Raw genomic sequence first — 21,670 nt, 5'->3', positions numbered from 1 at the left:
AACCATGAAGCTCGGCGTACACAACACCGTCATCGTCGACGTGGATGCCCGCGGGGTTGCGACGCTGACGCTCAGTCGTGCGGAGAAGCACAATGCGATCAATGGCGAACTGATGGCTGACCTGGGTGCGGCAGCTCAGATACTGGCGGACGACCCAGCCGTGCGCATCGTGGTGCTGACCGGTGCAGGCAAGAGTTTTTGCGCGGGAGGCGACTTCAACTGGTTTGCCTCGAACGTGGAAAAGACGCGCATTGAGCGGGTGGCACAGAGCGCATCGCTGGCTCATCTGCTACGCAGCCTCGACACCCTGCGCAAGCCGTTGATCGGGCGCGTCAACGGCCCGGCCTACGGTGGCGGCGTTGGCCTGATCTCGGTGTGCGACTACACGATCGGCATCGAAGGCTCGAAGTTCGGTCTTACGGAGGTACGAATGGGCCTGCTGCCCTCCAATATCTCCCCCTATGTGGTGGCGAAGATCGGAGCGGCTGCCGCACGCGAGACCATGCTGTCGGGAGCGTTATTCGATAGTGCGCGTGCCGAGCGGCTCGGGCTTCTGACCGAGGTCGTGGCAGCCGAGGCGCTAGACAAGGCAGTCGAGCGCGTCGTCAATGCCCATCTACAGGCCGCTCCGGGGGCAGTGGCCGAAACCAAGCGGCTCATCGCCTATGTCGCCCGGCACGATCTCCACGCCAACATGATCTATACCGCCGACCGGTTGGCCGACGCCTGGGAGACCGAAGAGGGAGTTGAAGGCATCAACTGCTTCTTGAGCAAGGGCACGCCCTCATGGCGCGTGAAATGAGCTTCACGCGCGTCCTCATCGCCAATCGAGGCGAGATCGCACGGCGCATTCAGCGCGCCTGCGCGAAACTCGGGCTTGAAAGTGTCGCCACTTATTCCGAGTCTGACCGCGACGCCCCCTTCGTAACCGAGGCCAATCACGCTATCTGCGTCGGCCCGCCGGCACCTTCGCGGAGCTACCTGAACATCGATGCGATCTTGGAGGCCGCGCGCGCTGCGGGCGCGGGCGCGGTGCATCCTGGCTATGGCTTCTTGTCGGAAAGCGCCCAATTCGCTCGCCGCGTGGCGGAGGCGGGGCTCGTCTTCATCGGCCCCTCTGTCGAGGCGATCGCGCGGATGGGTTCGAAGATCGAGGCCAAGGCGGCCGCTGAGGCGGCGGGGGTGCCCGTTCTGCCCGGCTATCGCGGGGCGGATCAGTCCGAAGCGCGGCTGCTCGCGGAAGCCGAGAGCCTCGGCGTGCCATTCCTCGTCAAAGCCAGCGCCGGCGGCGGTGGGCGGGGGATGCGGCTTGTTATGGAGCTCAAGACGGCAAGTGAGGCGATCCGCGCCGCCAAAGCCGAAGCGCTTGCCGGCTTTGGCGATGCAACCGTGTTTCTTGAACGCTACGCTCCACGCGCACGCCATGTCGAAGTGCAGATCTTGGGCGACAGCTATGGTCATGTTGTGCACCTGTGGGACCGCGATTGCTCGCTCCAACGCAACCACCAGAAGCTGATCGAAGAGGCGCCAGCTCCCGGCCTGCCGGCGCCGCTGCGCGAGAAAATGCTCGGGGCCGCCGTCAGCCTCGCCCGCACCATCGGCTACAGCTCGGCTGGCACGGTGGAATATCTCTACGACTCTGAACGTCGGGAATTCTATTTCCTCGAAATGAATACGCGCCTTCAGGTTGAACATCCCGTAACCGAGGCGATCACCGGCATCGATCTCGTGGAATGGCAACTGCGAGTCGCGCGCGGCGAGGAATTGGCCTTCACCCAGAAGGACATTGGCTGCGCGGGTCATGCCATCGAGATTCGCCTTGCAGCTGAGAATCCCGCCGAACGCTTTCGCCCCGAAACTGGCACGATCACCCTCTGGGCACCCCCCAAGGGTCCAGACCTTCGGCTCGACTCAGGGGTCGAGATGGGCAGCGTTGTGAGCCATCACTACGATTCGATGCTCGCCAAGCTGATTGCGAAGGCAGGCGATCGTGAAGGTGCAATCCGCCAGGCCGTTGCTGCGCTCGACAAATTCGCCGTCGGGGGCGTCGGCATGAATATCGCCTATCAGCGCGCGCTGCTCACTCATCCAGATTTCGCCTCGCTGCGCCACCACACCGCAGCGCTCGAACAGCTTTTTCCCGGCGGCTGGAAGGCGCCAGAGGCAGACAATGAAAGTCGAGCGCTAGCTGCGTTGGCGCTGCATCAGCATCTTTCCAAGAGCGCGAATGCCGACCCGTGGCATACGCTGGGTGCCTGGCGTGTGACCGACCGGGCGGGACGGCCTGGTGCGGCACGCTATTGGCAAGCAGGGGACGAGCTGGAAGAGCTTTTGGCGGTCGGGCAGGATTTGCGGCTGGAGGTTCGCGGAGCAAAGATGACACCGGTCTCGGTTGAAGACATCTCACTCCGCGATGGACGATTGATGGGGCGCGTTGCCGGGCGGCCATTTGCCCGCATCGCGCACTTGGAACGTACCGACGGGAGCTGGCGTGTCCATCTTTCGGGCCGTGATGGCATGATGCAGGTCCATTTCCTCACGCTCGAGGATCTTCATGGCCACGGCGCTGGTGCGGGTTCAGCTGACGAGGATACTCTGAATGCGCCGATGCCCGGCACGATCGTCGAGCTCAGCGTCAGGCAGGGCGACTTTGTCGAACGAGGTCAGACATTGGTGGTGCTGGAGGCAATGAAGTTACTGCAAAGCCTGGTCGCCCCCTTGAGCGGCAACGTGAAGGAGATCTATTGCGTGACCGGCGACACCGTTGCTGGTGGCGCCCCGCTCGTCCGAATGGAGCGAAAGGAAGACACATGAATACCCGTCAAGTCCTAACCGAGGCGACCGCGTTCCCCTTCAACGAAGAGTTGGAGATGATCCGCGCTCAATTGCGGCGGTTCATCGAAACCGAAGTTATTCCGGTGGCACACGCGTGGGAGGAGCAAGGCTTAGTACCTCGCGACGTCCTACGCAGAATGGGCGGGCTCGGCGTCCTGGGAATGCGCTATGATCCCGAATATGCCGGTGCCGGGCTCGACACGATGGCGAGTGTGATGCTGGCCGAGGAGCTGGGCCGCTCCACCTTTGGCGGATTCTCGGCGACGGTTTTGGTCCATACCGATATGGCATCGCCGCATCTGGAAAACGCCGGGACGCCGGAGCAGAAGGCGCGTTGGATGCCCGCCATCACCAGCGGTGAGAAGATCACGGCAGTGGCCGTCACTGAGCCGGGCGCGGGATCGGACGTCGCCGGTATGCGTACGCGCGCTGTGAAAAGCGGTTCTGATTGGGTGCTGAACGGCACCAAGATGTTCATTACCAACGGCGTGCACGCCGACTTGTATTTTGTCGCCGCCAAGACCGATCCGGGAGCGAAGGGCTCCCGCGGGATCACGATGTTCGCCGTCGAGAAAGGTGCGCCCGGCTTTTCGGTAAGCCGAGCGTTGAAGAAAACGGGATGGCTGTGTTCGGACACCGCCGAGCTGATTTTCGAGAATGTTCGCGTGCCTGCCGAAAACGTGCTGGGCGAAATCAATCGCGGCTTCTACTCGGTGATGAAGAATTTCCAGAATGAGCGGATTGTGCTGGGTGCACTAGCAGTGGCCGAAGCGCAGACCGCACTGAACCTGACCGTTGCTTACGTCAAGCAACGCAAAGCATTCGGCGGCGCATTGTGGGACAAACAGACTGTGCGCCAACGCCTGGCGGTTTGCCAGACCCGGGTCGAAGCGGGGCGTCAACTCGTTTATCACGCTGCTCGTCTCGACTGCGAGGGCCGCGACTGTGTGCGTGAAGTCTCGATGGTCAAGGCCTACTCCGGTGAGTTGGTGAACCGGGTTCTCTACGACTGTGTTCAGTTTCACGGAGGCATGGGGTACATGCGTGAGATGGCGGTGGAGCGGATGTCGCGCGATGCCCGAGTTCAGGCCATTGGCGGCGGCGCCAGCGAGGTCATGCTAGAAGAGGTCGCCAAACGAATGTAGTCGTTTGGCCTACACCTGCGACATCTGAGAATGCTCGCGTGAAGTATTTGGCGGCTGTATAGATTGCGGCGATTGTGCCAATTGAACAGATTCAGGAAAGCGGTCGTTGCAGCCGAGATGCGGACCAACGACATGCCGATGGAGCGATCGTCGTTCCTTCGGCGCGACCGGGCGCGGCATGCAGCGTCAGTGAAGGTCATCGGATCACGGCCGGACACAATAGACTGCGTGTTGAACCCGAAAGGCTCGTTCCTTTTTCTGGCTAAGAGCGAAAGCGCCTCCCCTGAAGCACCTTGCGGTGTTTTCTAACACATGTTAGATGTGATCGAGCCCGACAACAACAGATCGGGGGGAGGGAGGAAATGGACAGTTCACCGCGAGCGCAGTTCGGGTTATCGGAATCCAAGTTGCGCAATTGCGCGACGGTTTTCAGGCCTGATCTTTTCAAAGGAAAAGCCGTCGTCGTTTCCGGTGCTGGCAGCGGCTTGGGTCGGGCAATCGCTTCGCTCTTCGCGCGGCTTGGTGCATCATTGGCGATTTGCGGCCGCAATGAAGAAAAACTGAATAGCGCTGCGGATTATTTGCGCGGATTCGGCGGCGATGTCCTCAGCGGTCAATTGAGCATCCGCGATCCAGAGCAGGTAGCAAATTTTATCAGCGCAGTCGGCGAGCGATTTGGCCGGCTGGATGTTCTCGTTAACAATGCTGGAGGGCAGTTCCCACAGCCGGCACTCGACTACTCAGTTAAGGGCTGGAACGCAGTGGTCGACACCAACCTCAATGGCACATGGTGGATGATGCAGACGACAGCGAAGAGATGGGTTGCGACAGGACAGCCCGGAACCATCGTAAACATCGTCGCCGACATCTGGCGCGGCCTGCCAGGCATCGCGCATTCCTGCGCGGCGCGCGCCGGCGTGATCTATCTGTCCAAATCGGTGGCCGTGGAATGGGCGCCGTACAAAATCAGGGTCAATTGCGTCGCGCCCGGATGCTGTGAAAGCAGCGGATTCGGCAACTATTCGCCGGAAGGCGCGGCCACCTTCGAGGAATCAAATCCCATGCGCCGGTCTGGAGACGAGTGGGATATTGCCGAAGCTGTAATTTACCTGGCTGCGCCGTCGGGCAAGTTCATTACTGGAGAAGTCTTGACGGTCGACGGTGGTCAGCAGCTGTGGGGTGATCCGTGGCCGACGGGGCGTCCAGACTATTTTAAATTAGGCTAACCAGGTTCAACGGGCCGCGAATGCGAAGCGAGCTGGTATGACAGAAGATTGTGTGCCGAAATCGTTTCACCAAGCGGAACCGGTACTGCAATGCACTGGCATTGAACGACGCTTCGGCGGCCTTGTTGCCGTGACCGGTGTCGATCTGAGTGTGTACCGCGGCGAAATCTTTGGGCTCGTCGGCCCAAATGGTAGCGGCAAAACTACGCTGACAAACGCCATAACCGGCTTTTATCCGCCTAACAAGGGAACAATCAAACTCGACGGCAAGGACATTACTGGCACAGCACCTCACAAGGTGGCGAGTTTAGGCGTTGCCCGCACGTTTCAGAATCTGGCGCTCTTCAATGGCATGAGTGTGCTCGACAATATTCTGCTTGGACGACATATTCACATGCGCCCGGGCGTCATTCGTACGGCGCTATACTGGTGGTTGGCGCGTCGCGACGAAATGCGAAGCCGCGAAATCGTGGAGGAAGTGATCGAGTTCTTGCAACTCGAAAGTGTCCGTCACGAACTCGTCGACGGCATTCCGATCGGAATGAAGAAGCGTGTCGAGCTTGCACGCGCGTTGGTGGCGGAACCGCGCCTTCTGATCCTCGATGAACCGATGGCTGGAATGAACCAGGAGGAGAAGGAGTATATGGCAAGGTTCATTCTCGATGCGCGCGCGGAACGCGGCGTGAGCGTTTTGTTGATCGAACACAGTATGGATGTGATTACCGGCATATGTGATCGCGTGCTGGCATTGAACTACGGAGAAATGATCGCAACGGGCAAGCCCAGGGAGGTTGTCAAGGATCAGCGGGTCATTGAAGCCTATATTGGTGTCGGTCATGCGGCATGAAAAAGTGATGAGCATGCCTACATGCGCTGCAGACGATACCCTGCCGCGCCTACTAGTCCACAATGCCGCCCAGCATGGCAACAAAATCGCGATGCGGGAAAAAGATCGCGGCATCTGGAAGGAGATGACGTGGTCAGAATATTTCAATGAGGTGCTGGTTTGCGCTGCTGGCCTTGACGCTCTCGGAGTTCAACCGGGCAATGCAGTCATGATTCTTGGCGATAATCGCGCGCGCCTTTACGCGGGCATGATTGCATCGTCGATGCTGGGAGCATACGCGATGCCAGCCTACCCTGGGACGACGCTGGACGAATTGCGCCACTTCGTCGGTGAAGTGAAGGTTGTGGCGGCGCTCGCCGAAGACCAGGAGCAGGTCGACAAATTTCTCGATTTGCGGGAGGCCGGCAGTACGATCGAATATATCGTCTACGAGGATAAGAGAGGCCTTAACACCTATGACGCGTCGGGGCTCCTGTCGTGGGAGGAACTTAACGATAAAGGCGAGACGAACCTTAAGGCCGATCCGCAACTGCGGGACCGCATCGTCAATCGCGCGGCGCCGGATGATCCGGCAATATTCCTGCATTCGTCAGGCACGACCGGTAAACCAAAGGGGGTCGTGCTCAGCCACAGAAATGTCATCGCCGCAGTTCGCAATGCATATTCTGGCGGGGCATTCAATTATGGTGAAGAGGTTCTCGCTTACTTGCCGATGGCATGGGTCGGAGATTTTGCCCTGACCGTGGCTGCCGGAATCGCTTTTCGTTTCACCGTCAATGTACCGGAAAGGCAGGAGACGGTCTTGCGTGACATGCGCGAGATTGCGCCCAGCCTTTATCTTGCTGCCCCGCGCAGCTGGGACAATTTGCTGACCTCTATTCAGGTCGGAATCGAAAACTCCACTCCGTTAAAGAAATGGCTCTACCACTTTTTCACGGACAGAGCGATTGCTTCGGAAAGGCGAAAGCTCGACGGTCAAGAGGGTAGCCATCTGGAATGGCTGGGCCGGTTGCTCGGCGAACGCATTGTCTTCGGACCGATAAAAGACCTCTACGGTCTTAGCAGACTAAAAAGCGCGTTCACGGGCGGCGAGGCCATTGGGGAGGACACCTTTGTTTTCTACCGCGCGCTGGGGATCAAGTTGCGGCAGCTCTATGGCCAGACCGAGAATGCAGCCTTCAACGCTATCCAGATGCCCGATGAGGTCAAGCTACACACCGTAGGGCGACCGCTTCCCGGCGTTCAGGTCAAGGTCACGGACGGGGGTGAAATACTGCTGAAGGCAGAAAGCGTGTTTCGGGGGTACTACAACAATCCCCTGGCAACCGCGGAAACGCTCAAGGACGGTTGGCTGCACACCGGCGATGCCGGATATTTGGAAGACGATGGTCACCTTGTCGTGCTGGGGCGTGTGTCAGAGGTCGTCCATACCAAGGAAGGTGAGCGTTACGTCCCCAACTACATCGAGAATCGGCTGAAGTTCAGCCCATACATAAAAGACGCAGCCGTTTTCGGAGCCGGTCGGGACGAACTAACGGCTATTGTTTGTATCGATCTGGAGGCCGCCGGGCATTGGGCAGAGACCAACGCGGTGCCCTATGTCTCCTACGCTGACCTGTCGCAACGGAACGAAATTGCCGGACTACTTGGCGACGCGTTTCATCGGGTCAATAAAGCGCTTCCAGAATCACTGAAGCTGCATCGGTTCGTCAGCCTTCACAAGGAATTCGACCCGGACGATGGAGAGATAACACGCACCCGCAAGCTTCGCCGCTCTGTTGTTGAAGAACGATACGCATCGGTTATCGACGCACTTTATGATGGATCGAAAGAAATCCACGTCAAAGCTGCGGTGACGTACGAGAGCGGTGAGGTCGGGTTGGTTGAGCGCACGCTGGTAATTCGGGAGGTCTAATGGACATCGCATATGTCAGCGAGTTAGCTGTAAATGGCGCATTGACCGGACTGCTCTATTCGCTTTTCGCACTTGGACTAGTGTTGATCTACAAATCATCGTCCGTTCCCAATCTTGCCCAAGGCGCATTGACGATGCTGGCCGCATACGTGGTGCTGGCCTTGTCCCGGCAGTTGGGTTTCCCATTGTGGCTGGCAATCGCTGTGACAACGATCATCATGTTTTTGGCCGGCTTTGGTGTGGAGAAGGTGACGTTGCGGCGCATGGCGGGGCGTCCGATTGTCATGATCCTGATGATGACGCTCGGCCTCGACATCTTCATACGAGGTTCGACTTTGGCAGTGTGGGGCGGTACCTCCCGTTCGATGGAGCTCGGCGTCAGCTACGATCCTTTGTTTCTTGGACCGTTGCTGCTGAGCCGCATCAATCTGGCCGGGGCCTGCGTCGCGATCGCACTTTTTGTAGCATTCCTCCTGTTCTTCCGAACGCGCCGTGGAATCCGGTTACGCGCAATCTCGGACGACTACGTCGCTTCTTGGTCGATCGGAATCTCCGTTGAGCACGGCGTAGCGTTGTCATGGGGTATGGCTTCGGTGGTCGCCGTTGCGTCAGCCGTGATTTGGGGAGAGATCCAGGGCGTCGACCAATCGCTTTCGCAACTCCTGTTAAAAGGACTGACTGTCGCCGTCCTGGGTGGGCTTGACAGCATAGTTGGTGCGATCCTCGCCGGAATTGTCCTTGGGGTCATCGAGAACGTGGGCTCCTCCTACCTCGATTTGGTGGTTGGAGGAGGTAGTCGTGACCTAATCGTCGCTGCCGTGCTGATCTTCACCGTCATGTTGCGTCCACACGGACTCTTCGGACGCCATGACATCGAAAGAGTATGACGCATGTTTTATCCTCTCGCGGGCGTTCGTCATCAGAGCTATGTATCGGACAGCAAGCTATTTCCGGTGCCAACGGACCGGAACCTGCTTATCGTCCTTACCGTCGCTGCTATCGCTGCGCCGTTCCTGTTGAGTTCGTTGTATCTAAACAGCTACGTTCAGCCTTGGCTGATCTGGACGGCGCTGGCGCTCGGTCTCAATTTGGCGACAGGCTGGGCGGGGCAGCTGCATCTGGGATACGCTGCGACGATGGCGGTGGGCGCCTATGCGGCCGTCCACGCAGCCAGGTTCGGCATACCCTGGGAATTTGCTCTTCTGATCGGCGGCCTCGCCGCATCCCTGATAGGAAGCCTGTTTGCGTTCGCGGCCCTGCGGGTGAAAGGGCTTTATCTCGCGATCGTGACACTTGCGATGCAGTTCGTCATGGATTGGGTACTGAATCACTCACCAGCGATATCTGGCGGCTCACATGCCTCGCTTCAATCCCCTCGTTTTGCGCTTCTTGGGCAGGAAATCGCTTCAGGCAGAGGGTTATACTACGTGGCGCTGGGATGGTGCGCGTTGGTGACCGTTTTCATGATGAACCTGCAGCGAACCGCCTTGGGACGTGCCCTGGTTGCCGTGCGCGAGAAGGATTATGCGGCTGCAATTCTCGGCGTGAACAGCTTCTACTACAAGCTAATCGCGTTTTCGATGTGCTCGTTCATCGGTGGGATTGGTGGCGCCCTGCTTGTTGCTACGTTCTTTTTCCTTGCTGCGCCCGAGCAATTCTCGGTCAATGTTTCAATTCAGGTGCTTGCCATGATCATCGTCGGCGGGCTCGGCAGCATCATCGGTACGTATTTTGGAGTGGCATTGATCCTCCTCATGCCGGGAATCGCCAATGAGATAATTGCGAATTTGACGTCTTTCCTTGGGCTTCCACTCGGAAATGAAACCCTTGCTCATATCCCTACCACCGTCTACGGCGCTTTGATCATCATTTTCCTGCTGGTTGAGCCTTTGGGACTCGGGAAGCTTTATGCGAATATCAGGGACTATTTCCTGGTCTGGCCCTTCGACCAGTTCAAGAAATAGAAATCGGCATGAAACCAAACGACATTCAACAAGATGGCCCAATCCTGTCGATGAACAGCGTGGAGGTGCTTTACAATTCGGTCATGCTCGCCATCAAGGGCGTGTCGATTGAGGTGCCCTACGGCGGAATGGTCGCGCTCCTCGGATCCAATGGAGCTGGGAAGAGTACCACATTGAAAGCCATAAGCGGCCTTCTGAGCGCAGAACGCGGAAAGGTAAGCCGGGGCGAGATCCGCTTTGACGGTAGAGTGATCGGCGACAATCCGCCTCAGCAGCGTGTCGGACTGGGGATTTGCCACGTGATCGAGGGGCGCCGAGTTTTCGAGCATCTTACGCCAGATGAGAACCTCGAGGCTGCCGCTCCGATGTCATTGTCGAGAACGCGGGTCGCATCGGAGAAGGCGCGCATTTACGACTACTTTCCGCGTCTAGCTGAGCGAAAATCTTCGCTTGCCGGATATCTTTCGGGCGGTGAACAGCAGATGCTCGCAATCGGACGGGCCTTAATGACGCAGCCGCGCTTGCTCATGCTGGACGAGCCAAGTCTGGGTCTGGCTCCGTTTCTGGTCGCCGAGATTTTCGAGATCATCAAACGGATCAATCGCGATCATGGCCTGTCCGTCCTGCTTGTCGAGCAAAATGCGCTCGCAGCTCTCGATATCGTCTCGCGTGGCTATCTGATCGAGAATGGACGTGTCGTCATGCACGACACGGCAGAGAGGCTGAAAGCAAACTCCGATATTCAGGAGTTTTACCTCGGGGGCAGTCAAGCCAAGAGTTTTCACGACATCAAGCACTATCGCAGACGCAAGCGCTGGCTCAGCTGATCAGAACGCCCCAATGTGTCAGTTGTGAACGGAGGAGACTCATGATGGGATTTTTGAAATACTCAGTGGCTGCGGCAATCGCTGGCATTGTGGCGCTTTCGGTAGCTCCGCCTGCCGGCGCCGCACAACCGCTGAAGCTCGGCGTCTGCTACGATCTAAGCAAGGCCTACACGTTCGCCACGCCTCAGGTATCGCAGGCGGCACAGGATCTGGTCGCGCTAACCAATCTCAAGGGTGGGATCGGGGGCGCTCCGATCGAAGTCATCGTGCAAGACCACGGCAATGAGCCGCAACGCGGCATCGAATGCTACGAGAAACTTAAGCGGGAAGGCGTGTTCATCTTTGACACGCTGTCGACTCCCGTTTCAATCGCCATGTTGCCGCGAGTTATGCAGGACAAGAACATCCTCATCCAAGCACTAGTTGGCCGCGGAGACGCCGTCGATGGCGGCGTATTCGGGTGGGTTTTTCCGCTGGGTCCTACTTATTGGGGACAGGTTGCCAATAATGTTGCCTACTTAAAGCAGGTGCACGCTGGCAACCTGCGCGGGGTAAAAATCGGCTTTGTCTATCTCGACTATCCGTTCGGACAGGAGCCGATTCCAATTTTACAGACGCTCGCCAAGGTGGAAGGATTTGAATTGAAGCTCTATCCGGTGCCGCTCCCTGGCAAAGATCAGACGAGTGTCTGGACCCAAGTGCGCCGTGACCAGCCAGATCACATCATTAGCTGGCTGCTAGCGGGAGCGCATGTCGTGGCATCCAAGGAGATGAAGCGCAATGGTATCCCAATGGATAAGTACATCTCGGTTAATTGGTTGAACGAAGTTGACATTGCCAATATCGGCGCTGAGGCTGCAAAAGGATTGAAGCGTGGCACCAACGTCGCGGGCGGTCAGGATATTCCAGTGATTCAAGAGATTATTGCTGAGCTTTACAAGAAGGGTAAGGGCAGCGGGCCAGAGAAGAATCTCAAAGATGTATACTACAACACCGGACTAGCGATGTACTCGATGGTCCTTGAAGGCGCTCGCCAAGCTGCCAAGTTGCATGGCACTCCAATTTCCTCCGCCACAATGCGCGAGGGTCTCCAAAATATCGCAAGTTACGATGCCGGTGGACTTATGGCGCCGGTAACTGTGACATCAAGCGATCACGGCGGTGGTGGGAAGACCCGCATCGAGATGTGGGATGGAGAAAAATGGATACCCCAAACAGAATGGATCGCCGCCTACACAGATATCATCTGGGAAGTGGTAAGGAAAAGTTCTTCCAACTATCACAACTAGCACTTGAAGACATGACGAACGCCAACTCCGTTCAGCAGCGCTCTTAAAGGCCGAGGACAGCAGAAGGCGTACTGAAATTCGACCAACAGATTGGGAGGTAGAATGTTAATCGGGAAAGTGACAAAGGGCTTGGCGGTCGCTGCCGCTCTCAGTGCCGCAGGCTGGACAGACGCTTTGGCTCAGGAAGGAACCCTGAAGTTCGGCTTGTGCTTCGATCTAAGCAAATCCTACACGTTCGTCTCGCCACAGGTGGCGCAAGCTGCGCAAGACCTTGCCGCCCTGACGAATATTAAGGGTGGTATCGAAGGGCACAAGGTAGAGATCGTGGTTCAGGACCACGGCAACGAGCCCCAACGCGGCATTGAATGCTACGAAAGGCTTAAACGTGACGGCGTGTTCGTATTCGACATGCTGTCGACACCGGTGTCGATAGCTGTCCTACCGCGGATCATGAAGGATAAGAACATTTTGATGCAGTCATCGGTCGGACGCGGTGATGCCGTTGACGGCTCGGTGTTCACGCAAATCTTCCCCGTGGGTGCGACTTATTGGGGGCAAGCCGCCAACGATATCGCCTACATCAAACAACAGCGCAGCGGCGATTTGAAGGGGGCCAAGATCGGATTTATCTATCTCGACTATCCCTTCGGTCAGGAGCCGATCGGTGTCTTGAAGACACTCGCTGAACGCGAAGGCTTCGAGTTGAAGCTCTACCCGGTGCCGTTGCCCGGCAGCGATCAGACGAGCGCTTGGACGCAGGTAAGGCGCGACCGGCCTGATTTCATGATCAGCTGGCTCCTGGCCGGAGGACATGTCGTCGCGGCTAAGGAAATGAAGCGCAACGGCTATCAGATCGAAAAGTACATTTCGGTCAACTGGCTTAACGAGGTGGATATTGCCAATATTGGTCCCGATGTTGCCAAGGGCATCAAGCGTGGCACAAACGTCGTCGGCGGCCAGGATGTCCCTATCATCAAAGAAATAATGGCTGAGCTTTACGCAAAGGGTAAGGGAAGTGGCCCCGAAAAAAACCTGAAAGATGTGTATTACAACTTGGGTCTCGCCAACTACTCGGTTGCCTTTCAAGCCGCACGAAATGCGGTGAAACAAGCTGGTTGGCCAGTGACCGCCGCATCGATGAAAGTTGGCTATGAGAGCCTCAAGGATTTCGATGCCAATGGCCTTCTTGCCCCTGTGACCGTCACTGCTCAAGATCATGGTGGCGGAGGCAAGACAAGAATCGAAATGTGGGACGGTCAGAAGTGGGTGCCGCAGACCGGCTGGCTGGCGGACTATCAGGACCTCATCTGGCAGATCGTGAAAACGAGTTCATCCGGATTTAAGGCCGAATAGTTCCGGCGATCCCGTTGGCTCAAATCCTACGTGTCGGCGGGTGCAACCGCCCGGGGGCGGTGGATAATGCATCCGCCGCCGACTGCCAACCTTCAGCGCGAAAGCCAGTGAACTCCATGATCGATAGTCCAATCGAAGTCAGCGTCGAAGAAGGTATTGCTACCGTTCTTATCAATCGTCCTGACCGCAAGAACGCGCTATCTGTGGCGGCGGCTAATGGACTGGCCGATGCCTGGGACCGGATCGAAGCGGACAGCAAGATCCGGGCGGTAATTCTAACCTCTGCCGACTGTGGCGTCTTCAGCGCGGGGCTTGACCTCAAGGAGGCGGCCGAGATCGCTCGCAACGAACAGATCGATATCCTGTCCAAAATGCGCGATCCTTTCCACGAGCGCATGCGCACGTGCTCCAAGCCAATCATTGCCGCGATGACCGGCTCGCTGATGGCGGGCGGAATGATGCTGTCGCTGATGTGCGATCTGCGCGTCGGTCTCAAAGGGACTAAGGCCGGCATCACGGAGGTAAAGATCGGTCGTGGCTCGCCCTGGGCCGCTCCGGCCCTCTATATGCTACCTCAGGCAATCCTTATGGAGATCGTTCTGACGGGCGATCTCATGCCAATTGAACGGCTGCACGATTACGGTTTCACTAATTATCTTGAAGATACACCACACGCTGTGCGCTCTCGTGCCAAGGATTTGGCTATGCGCATTGCCAACGGTGCGCCATTGTCTGTCATTGCTGCCAAAGCCAGTGTTCGCTCGACGATGGACCTCGGATGCCGCGAGGGACTGGTAGAGGGTAAACGCCTTCACGAAGTTGTCTATGCCAGCCAAGACGCAATCGAAGGTCCCAGAGCGTTTGCCGAAAAGCGCAAGCCGGTCTGGCAGGGCAGGTAAGGGTGCGCGTGATCTAGCGGCTCTGTCGGGAGATCAGAACGCAAGGTTCCGTGACGAGCGTTGCCTATTTAGAAACTAGCGGGGCGATCGCAGTGGGCAGTGTTGCGTTTGAACTTCCCGAGTACGTCGTTGAAGTGCGCGATGGCGTTCTGCGTTTTGTCGATTCGCAGGTCGTGCCGCTGATCGATGGGAATCGCACGCTTCTCGAAGATCAGCGACGGCTGTACGACGAATATGGTCGATACAGCGCCGAAGTACGCACGTTGATCCAACAAGTTAGGATGCTTTCGGCCGAAGCCGGCTTCTATGCGATGTGCGCACCGGCGGAAATCGGGGGAGGTGGGCTGGGGCACCTTGTCTACTACGTGGCCTGGGAGGCGATATATCGCCGGCTCGGGGGGCAGGGCGTCATTATTCCCTGGGTCATTGCACACTGGGCTTTCGGGCCCAGCCGACTGCTCACCCAGGTCACAGAGGTAGCCCGCGAGAGATGCTTGGCGGGCATGATGGCCGGGAAGACATCGATGTGCTTTGGTCTTTCCGAGCCGGGGGCCGGCTCAGACGCCAGCATGATCAAGACGCGGGCTGACAAGACCGGAACAGGCTGGAAAATCTCTGGCCGCAAGCTCTGGACAACCAACGCTCCCACTGCGGAATGGTGCATTGTTTTCGCCATCACCGACGTCGAGAAAGCTGTGCGAAAGGCTGGAGGCATCAGCGCATTTCTCGTTCCAACCGATGCACGAGGATTTCATGTTGAGAGCGTCGTGCGCTTGTTTGGTCACGTCGGCGGGCACGAGGGCGCTCTTGTGCTTGAGGAGGTAGAGGTACAGCCTTGGCAATTGGTCGGCGAGCTCGACCAGGGATTCAAGATCGCACTATATGGAGTCTCGCTGGGTCGGGTGTACAACGCCGCCCGAGCTGTCGGACAGGGAAGATGGGCGCTGGAAATGGCCATCGACTATTCGAAGCAACGTGAGGCCTTCGGTTCAAAGATCGCGGAGTATCAAGCCGTCTCGTTTCCGATAGCCGAAGCAGCTACGGAATTGCACGCTGCGCACCTGATGGGATTGAATGCAGCGATGCTCCTCGACCGCGGCGATAAAGCGCCGAAGGAGCTTTCGATGGCAAAGGCCTATTCGGTACAAGCCGGATTTCGCGCCGTGGATCGTGCAATTCAGACACACGGCGGCATGGGATTGACGAACGAAATCGGTCTTGTTCACGCCTGGCAAGACCTGAGGATCGTCAACATTGCCGACGGCACGAATGAAATCCTGACGCGAATGATTGCCCAGCGATTACTGTCAGGCGACGTCGATCTCTAAGCCCGGGAGGAAGTTGACGATGTGTCCGCCGTCGATTCCCGCGGCCAAACCGGTCAGGTGAACCGAAGTTGCACCTCCATGGCGATGGTTCCGCCCGACGTCATTGCCCACAACTCGGCTCCCGCCCCGCCGTCGGCCGGGCGCCCCGTGACGTCGAATGGCGCGGTATCGAACAAGGGTGCGCGCGCGCGTTGCGTGAATGAAGCAATCGTCCTGGTCGGATTTTTGTCGCGAGCGAGATCAATGAGACATTGCTGAGAATAGGGGCCATGAACCACCAGGCCTGGGTAACCCTCCACGGTCATCGCGTACGTCCGATCGTAGTGAATACGATGCGGGTTGAAGGTTACAGCCGAATAGCGGAATAACGACACCGGATCCGTTTCGATCTGTCGTGTCCACGGTAGACCGGCGGGTGGCGTGCTTCGCTTTGGAATGCCGCTTTGCTCTCCCGGTTTCACGGCGTCGCGAAACACGGTGTAGCTCTCCTCTACGATCGCGAGACCACGTGGTGAAAATATACGTCGCGTTTGCGTAGCAAAGAGAAGAGGGCCCGTACTGCCGGAACGCAAGGTAATATCCGTCAGTTCCGTCTCACGTTTGAGAGAGTCACCCACGAGAAGCGGATGATGAAACGCCAGGGTCGTACCCGCGTACATGCGTCGCGGGAAAGGCACCTCGGGTATCACACCCCCCGAACTGGGCAAGCCGTCCTCGCCCAGCGTCGCCCTGCGCGCGAATGAATGGAAATAGGCGAGGTGCCATCCGGGCGGAATCGCTCCACCTTTGATGGGTACCGCATCGTCTCGATCGAATGCCGCGACGAGACCGAAGAGGGGCGCTCGCGTAGCTTCGTCTTCTTCCACGATCTTGGTGCCTATGTGTTTGCGCAAGCCGTCAATGTCGATTTCGGCAGCCATCATCGTTCTCCCGAGCTGGGTGCGGACATATCGGTCGCGGGCGCTGCAAGAACGAATCCGGGCAGCGTAAGGCCTGGTTTAGCTCTCTCGACGACGAGGCGGACGGGCATGCCGATATCGAGTCTCGTGTCCACGGGCGCATGCAGTCGCGCTAGCATGCGCACACCTTCCTCCAGATCGACGGTCACCAGCGTGTAGGGAAGATCCGACCGGTAACCGTCGTGAAACGGATGATGCGTGATCGTCCAGCTGTGAATTGCACCTTGCCCCGATGCTTCGATCCACCGGGTTTCGAACGAATGGCACGCATCGCATACTGGCCGAGGATAATGCCGGACTCTCCAGCAACGCGCGCATTCCTGAAGCAGCAGCCTTCCCTCGTTGAGGCCCTTCCAGTAGGGCATGGAGTCGGGCGTCGGTTCGGGCACGAGTTTCGAATAGATGTTTTCGGTCATGCTCTCAACCTCTCCTCATGATCGCTATCGACCCGTCGCCCATGTCGCCGTAGCCGGAGACGAGACCCAGTTCGGCTCCGTTTACCTGGGCCTTTCCGGCACTTCCCCTGAGCTGCTTTACAAGTTCGACCACATGGTTCATCCCGACCATGTGCGCTTGGGAAAGCAGACCGCCATGCGTGTTGATCGGCAGGTTTCCGCCAAGCCTTATGGCGCCGCTCTCGACAAACGATCCGCCCTCGCCCTTCTTGCAAAAGCCGATATCTTCCAGCTGGCAGAGAACGACATACGTAAAACAATCGTAGATCTCGGCCACCTGAATTTCCCGAGGCGATACGCCCGCCATCGCAAAGGCCTTGGGGGCGGCTTTTGCAATGCCCAAACGTGTCATATCGGGACGCTGGGTAATCGAACTCGGAGAGTCGGGATGTCCTTCAGCCACGCCCATAACGAGGATTGGCTTCTGTCTCATATCCTTGCCGCGCTCGGCAGCGCTGACGACGATCGCGGCACCGCCATCGCTCTCAAGACTGCAGTCCAGCAACCGAAGCGGATCGGAGATCATGCGCGAATTCTGGTGATCTTCAATGGTGATAGGCTTCGTCATCATCGCATTGCCATTCAGGACTGCGTTGTGGCGGGTCGAGACGGCGATCTCCCCAAGTTGGCGGCTTGTCGTGCCATAGAGTTCCATGTGCCGCCGCGCCATCGCGGCGTAGAGCTGCGCTGGCGCGATTGCCCCGATCGGCATCTCGAACTCGCCGACGACCTTGAACTGCGGCATCTGCTGGACCCGGGTGCCAATGCGACCTGCAGACGAGCCGTTCCGTCCGATCGGCAGCAGCACATGGTTGCAGAGACCTGCGCTGATCGCTAAGAGCGCGGCTTGAATTCCGGCCACGCAACTTGCGCCTCCGAGAGGCGTGGTGGCTGAAAAGCGAAGGTCGTCGATGCCGAAATTTGTCACGAAATCCTCCGCGACGACCGCTGAGTTCGAATAGGGAATGATACCGTCAATGTCTTTAGGCGACAGTCCGGCGTCGTCGATGGCTTTTAGTGATGCTTCGAGCTGAAGAGCGAGCACGCTTTTTCCAGAGTTGCGGCTATATGCCGTTTCGCCGACGCCGGTTATGGCGATCCGTTCCCGGAGTGACATCTAAAGCCTCCTTAATTGTACTATGTTGTCTTTGGCCATCGCGACGCCGACGATCTGAGCTGATACAAGGCCGACCGAAACAGTATGGCCGTCTTGCTCGTATGTCTCGAGTAACCCTTTGCTTCATCGAACAAGCTCGACGCATCCGGATATGCCGACTCTCCGAGCTCCTACGGCCGGCCAATTGGGTCGTCCCGAATGAACCAAAATCATGTAGCAGCCTCCTTGACCGCGGCTGCAGAACATAAGAGTATAAACCAAACAAACGTTAGAATTGTTGCGCAATGAAGGCAAGTGCCCGGCTGCTCGGTCAGGGGCTGAGGGGGCGGTTCGGAAGCTGCGAGATCTTGCGCAAGCGAGGGCCACGTCCGTTGTGGCGCATCGCACCGACTGTGCACGGAGCACTTGGCGGAGGAGGATGCTCATGGACTTGAGCTACGGCCCCAAATATCGAGCGCTACGGGAGGAGGTTCGCGGCCTTCGTGAGGCGCCACGGCGACCTATCGCCGCGAACGGGCGGCGGCCGCAAGCGACCCGACAAGCGGGCGCTCGAGTGGCAACACCTGCTGCTTCGACACGGATATTTCGCGCGCACGATTCCCAAAGAGTATGGCGGCTTCGGATTACCTTTGGACGTAAGGGAGCTGGCGATCATAGCCGACGAGTTTTCGACGGCCGGTGTTTCCGCTGGCATTATGAACCAAGGGATATCGATGCTCGTTCCGACCCTTCTTGAGGTCGGATCCAAGGAGCAGTGTGCGAAATGGATCGGTCCGACCATCCGCGGCGAGGTCATCTGGTGTCAAGGTTATTCTGAGCCGGGGTCTGGCTCGGACCTCGCTGCCGCAAAAACACATGCGCGGGTTGAAGATGGTCAGTCGCACGTCTGACCACGGAAGTGCATGGAGGGATGGGCTTCACTGACCTGCTTGGCTTGCACTATTGGTTCAAACGCATCGCGTTTAACCGTCAGATGCTGGGAGCGCCCGAGTATTGTCGGCAGGAGGCTGCAGCCGTGCAGGGCTGGCTAATGGCGTGAATTGGAATACGGCGGCTTGGTCCGGCCGACGCTCGCCAGACCGCAAGTCATCTTTGAACGCTTGGGAGGCAAAATTGAGTATCCGTCCACCTGTCGAGGATTGGGCAACAGACTTCGATCACCTCGATCCACGATGGATCGAGGACCCCTTTCCGATCTGGGCCGAGTTGCGCAGTTCTTGTCCCGTTGCGCATACCAATCGGTTTCAGGGGGTATACTTGCCTACGCGCTACAAGGACATTCGCGAGATCGCATATGACACGCAAGCCTTCTCCTCGCGCCGTGTGCAAGTACGCGCGACCCCGCCGCCCATAAAATCGCCGGCACCGCCCATCACCTCCGATCCCCCACACCATCGCCTGGCGCGGATGGTGTTGCTGCCGCCTTTCACGCCGGCAGCCATCGACAAGCTAATTCCCGAAACGCGCGTCATCTGCAACGAGCTAATCGACCGGTTCGCCGGCAACAACGAGTGCGACGCGGCGCTCGACTATGCCCAACATATTCCCGTGCGCGTGATAGCAAAATTGCTTGGATTACCGGCGGATCATGGTCAAAAATTCCGCGACTGGGTGCATGGAGTGGTCGAAGCGGCAGTTCTTGATGACGAAGCGATGGTGCGCACGCTGGAGGAAATGACCACCTACTTCCTTGACCAGGTGCAACGGCGGCGAAGGGCCCCATCTGAAGATCTCATCAGCTATCTTGTTGCCGCTCGTGTCGACGGGCAACCTCTTACGGACAATCACATTCTGGGAACTCTGCGACTGCTCCTTATTGCCGGCATTGACACGACGTGGAGCGGGATCGGGGCTTGCTTGTGGCATCTTGCCAAGACACCTGAAGACAGGCGCCGGCTTGCAGTGGACCCTTCCCTGATGCCGACGGCGATCGAAGAATTATTGCGAGCTTACTCACCCGTGACGATGGCCCGCATGGTAACCAAGGATACCGTCGTTGAAGGCTGTCCGTACAAGGCAGGTCAGATGGTCCTCCTTTCGTTCCCCGCAGCCAATCGCGATCCTGCAATGTTTCCGGACGCCGACACGGTCATCATCGATCGCAAGGAAAATCGACATGCCGCCTTCGGCCTCGGCGTCCATCGTTGCATAGGATCGAATCTAGCTCGAATGGAGCTTAGAGTGGCCGTCGAGGAGTTTCTCAAGCGAGTTCCCGAGTTTCATATGGCAGATCCCAAGGCGGTGAAATGGTCCGAAGGAGCCGTAAGAGGGCCCCGCGCGCTGCCCTTGAAGCTTGGATAGAATATGGCCGTGAGAATCGTAAGAGCTGTGTCGTGGTGTGATTGACCATAGACGAGAAGAAAAACATGAACTCCGAATTGTGCGACAAGCTCGGTATAGAGTTTCCACTGTTTGCATTTACCCACTGCCGCGATGTCGTTGCGGAAGTGACCAACGCGGGAGGCTTTGGCGTCCTCGGCGCGGTCGGTTTAACACCGGATAGTCTTGAGATCGAGATGGACTGGATCGACAAGAAGGTCCAGGGCAAGCCGTATGGTATTGACTTGCTCATCCCAACCAGGATGGAGGATAAGGCAGGTGTACTAACCGACGACAAGCTCCGCGAGCAGATCCCTATGGGTCACCGCAAGTTCGTTGAAGAACTTCTCGATCGGCATGGAATCGACTCAACTGATTTGTGGAACGGCGAATACGACGGCCGCTCTTCGGACAACATGCGGGAAGTTGGTGCTCTAAAGCTCATTGACGTTGCTTTCAATCATCCGATCAAGCTCTTCGTGAACGCGTTGGGTGTGCCGCCAAAATCGGTGATGGAGCGCGCTCGAGAGAGGGGCATCATGGTTGGCGCGCTGACTGGTGCAAGAGAACACGCTGTCAAGCACGCGCAAGCTGGAGTCGATATTCTAGTGGCCGCTGGCGGGGAGGCTGGGGGTCATTGCGGAGAGATCGCAACGATGGTGCTGATTCCGGAAGTGCTTGAAGCGATCGAAAGTTACAAGGATATCTATGTCTTGGCGGCGGGCGGCATTGCGACTGGCCGGCAGATGGCGGCTTGCATGGCCATGGGGGCTGCGGGTGCCTGGACCGGCTCCGTGTGGCTGACGACGACAGAGGCGGAGACGACACCCACCGTCAAAGAGAAGATGCTGAAGGCGACCTCACGTCAGACGGTCCGTTCTCGCAGTCGAACCGGCAAGCCCACGCGCCACCTGCAGTCAGCATGGTCGGATGCCTGGGCTACAAAAGATGCGCCTGATCCGCTGCCCATGCCACTGCAGGGACTGCTCAGTCGCCCCCCGTTTTCGAAGATCGATAAGCTTGCGGCCGGCGGGCACAGCGGTGCAAAGGAGCTTGCTGCCTATTTCGTCGGTCAGGCAGTCGGTCTGATGAATGCCGAGCAGTCGGCGCGATCCGTAGTTTTGGATTTCAAGCGAGATTTTGCGGAGGCGGTCGAGCGGCTATCCGCAACGTTGGCTGACTGAGCTCTTAC

Annotated in this window: 19 protein-coding genes; 16 read left to right on the top strand and 3 right to left on the bottom strand. The window is 57.9% G+C overall.

Going from position 1 to position 21,670, the window contains the following annotated elements; genetic code table 11:
• Window positions 1–4 precede the first annotated feature (4 nt).
• The 13 genes from ACT4OC_RS01135 (at window position 5) to ACT4OC_RS01075 (ending at window position 15,628) form a co-directional block, all read left to right on the top strand.
• Window positions 5–802: a crotonase/enoyl-CoA hydratase family protein gene (locus ACT4OC_RS01135; RefSeq protein ID WP_057199255.1), complete on the top strand. Its 798-nt coding sequence runs from the start codon at window positions 5–7 to the stop codon at window positions 800–802.
• A complete protein-coding gene (locus ACT4OC_RS01130) occupies window positions 787–2,814 on the top strand; it encodes an acetyl/propionyl/methylcrotonyl-CoA carboxylase subunit alpha (protein ID WP_057199254.1) in 2,028 nt (675 codons plus the stop codon). Before ACT4OC_RS01135 ends, ACT4OC_RS01130 begins: the two co-directional genes overlap by 16 nt.
• Complete coding sequence (locus ACT4OC_RS01125) at window positions 2,811–3,980, top strand: acyl-CoA dehydrogenase family protein (RefSeq protein WP_057199253.1); 1,170 nt, start codon at window positions 2,811–2,813, stop codon at window positions 3,978–3,980. The genes ACT4OC_RS01130 and ACT4OC_RS01125 overlap by 4 nt, the downstream gene beginning before the upstream one ends.
• Before the next feature lie 362 nt (window positions 3,981–4,342).
• The gene (locus ACT4OC_RS01120; RefSeq protein WP_057199252.1) at window positions 4,343–5,206 is read left to right on the top strand and encodes an SDR family oxidoreductase; all 864 of its coding nucleotides are present in this window, start codon (window positions 4,343–4,345) and stop codon (window positions 5,204–5,206) included.
• A gap of 37 nt (window positions 5,207–5,243) precedes the next feature.
• Window positions 5,244–6,053, top strand: coding sequence for an ABC transporter ATP-binding protein (locus ACT4OC_RS01115; protein ID WP_024343099.1), 810 nt, complete (start codon window positions 5,244–5,246; stop codon window positions 6,051–6,053).
• Window positions 6,043–7,968: an AMP-dependent synthetase/ligase gene (locus ACT4OC_RS01110; protein ID WP_200948601.1), complete on the top strand. Its 1,926-nt coding sequence runs from the start codon at window positions 6,043–6,045 to the stop codon at window positions 7,966–7,968. The genes ACT4OC_RS01115 and ACT4OC_RS01110 overlap by 11 nt, the downstream gene beginning before the upstream one ends.
• Window positions 7,968–8,855: a branched-chain amino acid ABC transporter permease gene (locus ACT4OC_RS01105; protein ID WP_057199251.1), complete on the top strand. Its 888-nt coding sequence runs from the start codon at window positions 7,968–7,970 to the stop codon at window positions 8,853–8,855. The genes ACT4OC_RS01110 and ACT4OC_RS01105 overlap by 1 nt, the downstream gene beginning before the upstream one ends.
• Window positions 8,856–8,858: 3 nt before the next feature.
• Complete coding sequence (locus ACT4OC_RS01100; protein ID WP_024343102.1) at window positions 8,859–9,932, top strand: branched-chain amino acid ABC transporter permease; 1,074 nt, start codon at window positions 8,859–8,861, stop codon at window positions 9,930–9,932.
• An 8-nt stretch (window positions 9,933–9,940) separates the two neighbouring features.
• Window positions 9,941–10,759 (top strand): ABC transporter ATP-binding protein, encoded by an 819-nt coding sequence (locus ACT4OC_RS01095; protein ID WP_029674699.1) that lies wholly within the window; start codon window positions 9,941–9,943, stop codon window positions 10,757–10,759.
• Window positions 10,760–10,800: 41 nt separating this feature from the next.
• Window positions 10,801–12,048 carry an ABC transporter substrate-binding protein gene (locus ACT4OC_RS01090; RefSeq protein WP_230646581.1) on the top strand — a complete coding sequence of 416 codons (1,248 nt, stop codon included), beginning with the start codon at window positions 10,801–10,803 and terminating at the stop codon, window positions 12,046–12,048.
• Between the two features lie 102 nt (window positions 12,049–12,150).
• Window positions 12,151–13,401, top strand: coding sequence for an ABC transporter substrate-binding protein (locus tag ACT4OC_RS01085; RefSeq protein ID WP_057199250.1), 1,251 nt, complete (start codon window positions 12,151–12,153; stop codon window positions 13,399–13,401).
• 116 nt (window positions 13,402–13,517) lie between these two features.
• Window positions 13,518–14,300 (top strand): enoyl-CoA hydratase/isomerase family protein, encoded by a 783-nt coding sequence (locus tag ACT4OC_RS01080; protein WP_057199249.1) that lies wholly within the window; start codon window positions 13,518–13,520, stop codon window positions 14,298–14,300.
• A 50-nt stretch (window positions 14,301–14,350) separates the two neighbouring features.
• On the top strand, window positions 14,351–15,628 hold the full coding sequence (locus tag ACT4OC_RS01075) for an acyl-CoA dehydrogenase family protein (protein WP_057199248.1): 1,278 nt from the start codon (window positions 14,351–14,353) through the stop codon (window positions 15,626–15,628).
• A 53-nt stretch (window positions 15,629–15,681) separates the two neighbouring features.
• On the opposite strand, the gene ACT4OC_RS01070 is transcribed toward ACT4OC_RS01075, so the two are convergent.
• From ACT4OC_RS01070 to ACT4OC_RS01060, 3 genes are read right to left on the bottom strand one after another with little or no spacing between them, the layout of a single operon-like run.
• Window positions 15,682–16,548, bottom strand: coding sequence for an FAS1-like dehydratase domain-containing protein (locus ACT4OC_RS01070; protein ID WP_063997051.1), 867 nt, complete (start codon window positions 16,546–16,548; stop codon window positions 15,682–15,684).
• Complete coding sequence (locus ACT4OC_RS01065; RefSeq protein ID WP_057199246.1) at window positions 16,548–17,003, bottom strand: Zn-ribbon domain-containing OB-fold protein; 456 nt, start codon at window positions 17,001–17,003, stop codon at window positions 16,548–16,550. The genes ACT4OC_RS01070 and ACT4OC_RS01065 overlap by 1 nt, the downstream gene beginning before the upstream one ends.
• Window positions 17,004–17,007: 4 nt before the next feature.
• Window positions 17,008–18,159, bottom strand: coding sequence for a thiolase family protein (locus ACT4OC_RS01060; protein WP_057199245.1), 1,152 nt, complete (start codon window positions 18,157–18,159; stop codon window positions 17,008–17,010).
• 482 nt (window positions 18,160–18,641) lie between these two features.
• Between ACT4OC_RS01060 and ACT4OC_RS01055 the strand changes: the two genes are divergently transcribed.
• The 3 genes from ACT4OC_RS01055 to ACT4OC_RS01045 all read left to right on the top strand — a co-directional run bounded on the left by ACT4OC_RS01055 (window position 18,642) and on the right by ACT4OC_RS01045 (window position 21,662).
• Window positions 18,642–19,049 carry an acyl-CoA dehydrogenase family protein gene (locus ACT4OC_RS01055; protein ID WP_230646580.1) on the top strand — a complete coding sequence of 136 codons (408 nt, stop codon included), beginning with the start codon at window positions 18,642–18,644 and terminating at the stop codon, window positions 19,047–19,049.
• A 223-nt stretch (window positions 19,050–19,272) separates the two neighbouring features.
• Window positions 19,273–20,460: a cytochrome P450 gene (locus ACT4OC_RS01050; RefSeq protein ID WP_444837217.1), complete on the top strand. Its 1,188-nt coding sequence runs from the start codon at window positions 19,273–19,275 to the stop codon at window positions 20,458–20,460.
• 65 nt (window positions 20,461–20,525) lie between these two features.
• Window positions 20,526–21,662, top strand: coding sequence for a nitronate monooxygenase (locus tag ACT4OC_RS01045; protein WP_057199303.1), 1,137 nt, complete (start codon window positions 20,526–20,528; stop codon window positions 21,660–21,662).
• The last annotated feature ends 8 nt before the right edge of the window (window positions 21,663–21,670 follow it).

This window comes from Bradyrhizobium sp. (assembly GCF_052389815.1).
Lineage (GTDB): Bacteria > Pseudomonadota > Alphaproteobacteria > Rhizobiales > Xanthobacteraceae > Bradyrhizobium.
Note: the sequence above shows the minus strand (reverse complement) of the source record. Positions and strands in the feature narration are given on the sequence as shown.

Bases quoted from the DNA above. Each gene is read 5' to 3' on its own strand.
- ACT4OC_RS01135 (WP_057199255.1), top strand. From the start codon at position 5: ATGAAGCTCGGCGTACACAACACCGTCATCGTCGACGTGGATGCCCGC.
- ACT4OC_RS01130 (WP_057199254.1), top strand. From the start codon at position 787: ATGGCGCGTGAAATGAGCTTCACGCGCGTCCTCATCGCCAATCGAGGC.
- ACT4OC_RS01125 (WP_057199253.1), top strand. From the start codon at position 2,811: ATGAATACCCGTCAAGTCCTAACCGAGGCGACCGCGTTCCCCTTCAAC.
- ACT4OC_RS01120 (WP_057199252.1), top strand. From the start codon at position 4,343: ATGGACAGTTCACCGCGAGCGCAGTTCGGGTTATCGGAATCCAAGTTG.
- ACT4OC_RS01115 (WP_024343099.1), top strand. From the start codon at position 5,244: ATGACAGAAGATTGTGTGCCGAAATCGTTTCACCAAGCGGAACCGGTA.
- ACT4OC_RS01110 (WP_200948601.1), top strand. From the start codon at position 6,043: ATGCGGCATGAAAAAGTGATGAGCATGCCTACATGCGCTGCAGACGAT.
- ACT4OC_RS01105 (WP_057199251.1), top strand. From the start codon at position 7,968: ATGGACATCGCATATGTCAGCGAGTTAGCTGTAAATGGCGCATTGACC.
- ACT4OC_RS01100 (WP_024343102.1), top strand. From the start codon at position 8,859: ATGTTTTATCCTCTCGCGGGCGTTCGTCATCAGAGCTATGTATCGGAC.
- ACT4OC_RS01095 (WP_029674699.1), top strand. From the start codon at position 9,941: ATGAAACCAAACGACATTCAACAAGATGGCCCAATCCTGTCGATGAAC.
- ACT4OC_RS01090 (WP_230646581.1), top strand. From the start codon at position 10,801: ATGATGGGATTTTTGAAATACTCAGTGGCTGCGGCAATCGCTGGCATT.
- ACT4OC_RS01085 (WP_057199250.1), top strand. From the start codon at position 12,151: ATGTTAATCGGGAAAGTGACAAAGGGCTTGGCGGTCGCTGCCGCTCTC.
- ACT4OC_RS01080 (WP_057199249.1), top strand. From the start codon at position 13,518: ATGATCGATAGTCCAATCGAAGTCAGCGTCGAAGAAGGTATTGCTACC.
- ACT4OC_RS01070 (WP_063997051.1), bottom strand. From the start codon at position 16,548: ATGGCTGCCGAAATCGACATTGACGGCTTGCGCAAACACATAGGCACC.
- ACT4OC_RS01065 (WP_057199246.1), bottom strand. From the start codon at position 17,003: ATGACCGAAAACATCTATTCGAAACTCGTGCCCGAACCGACGCCCGAC.
- ACT4OC_RS01060 (WP_057199245.1), bottom strand. From the start codon at position 18,159: ATGTCACTCCGGGAACGGATCGCCATAACCGGCGTCGGCGAAACGGCA.
- ACT4OC_RS01045 (WP_057199303.1), top strand. From the start codon at position 20,526: ATGAACTCCGAATTGTGCGACAAGCTCGGTATAGAGTTTCCACTGTTT.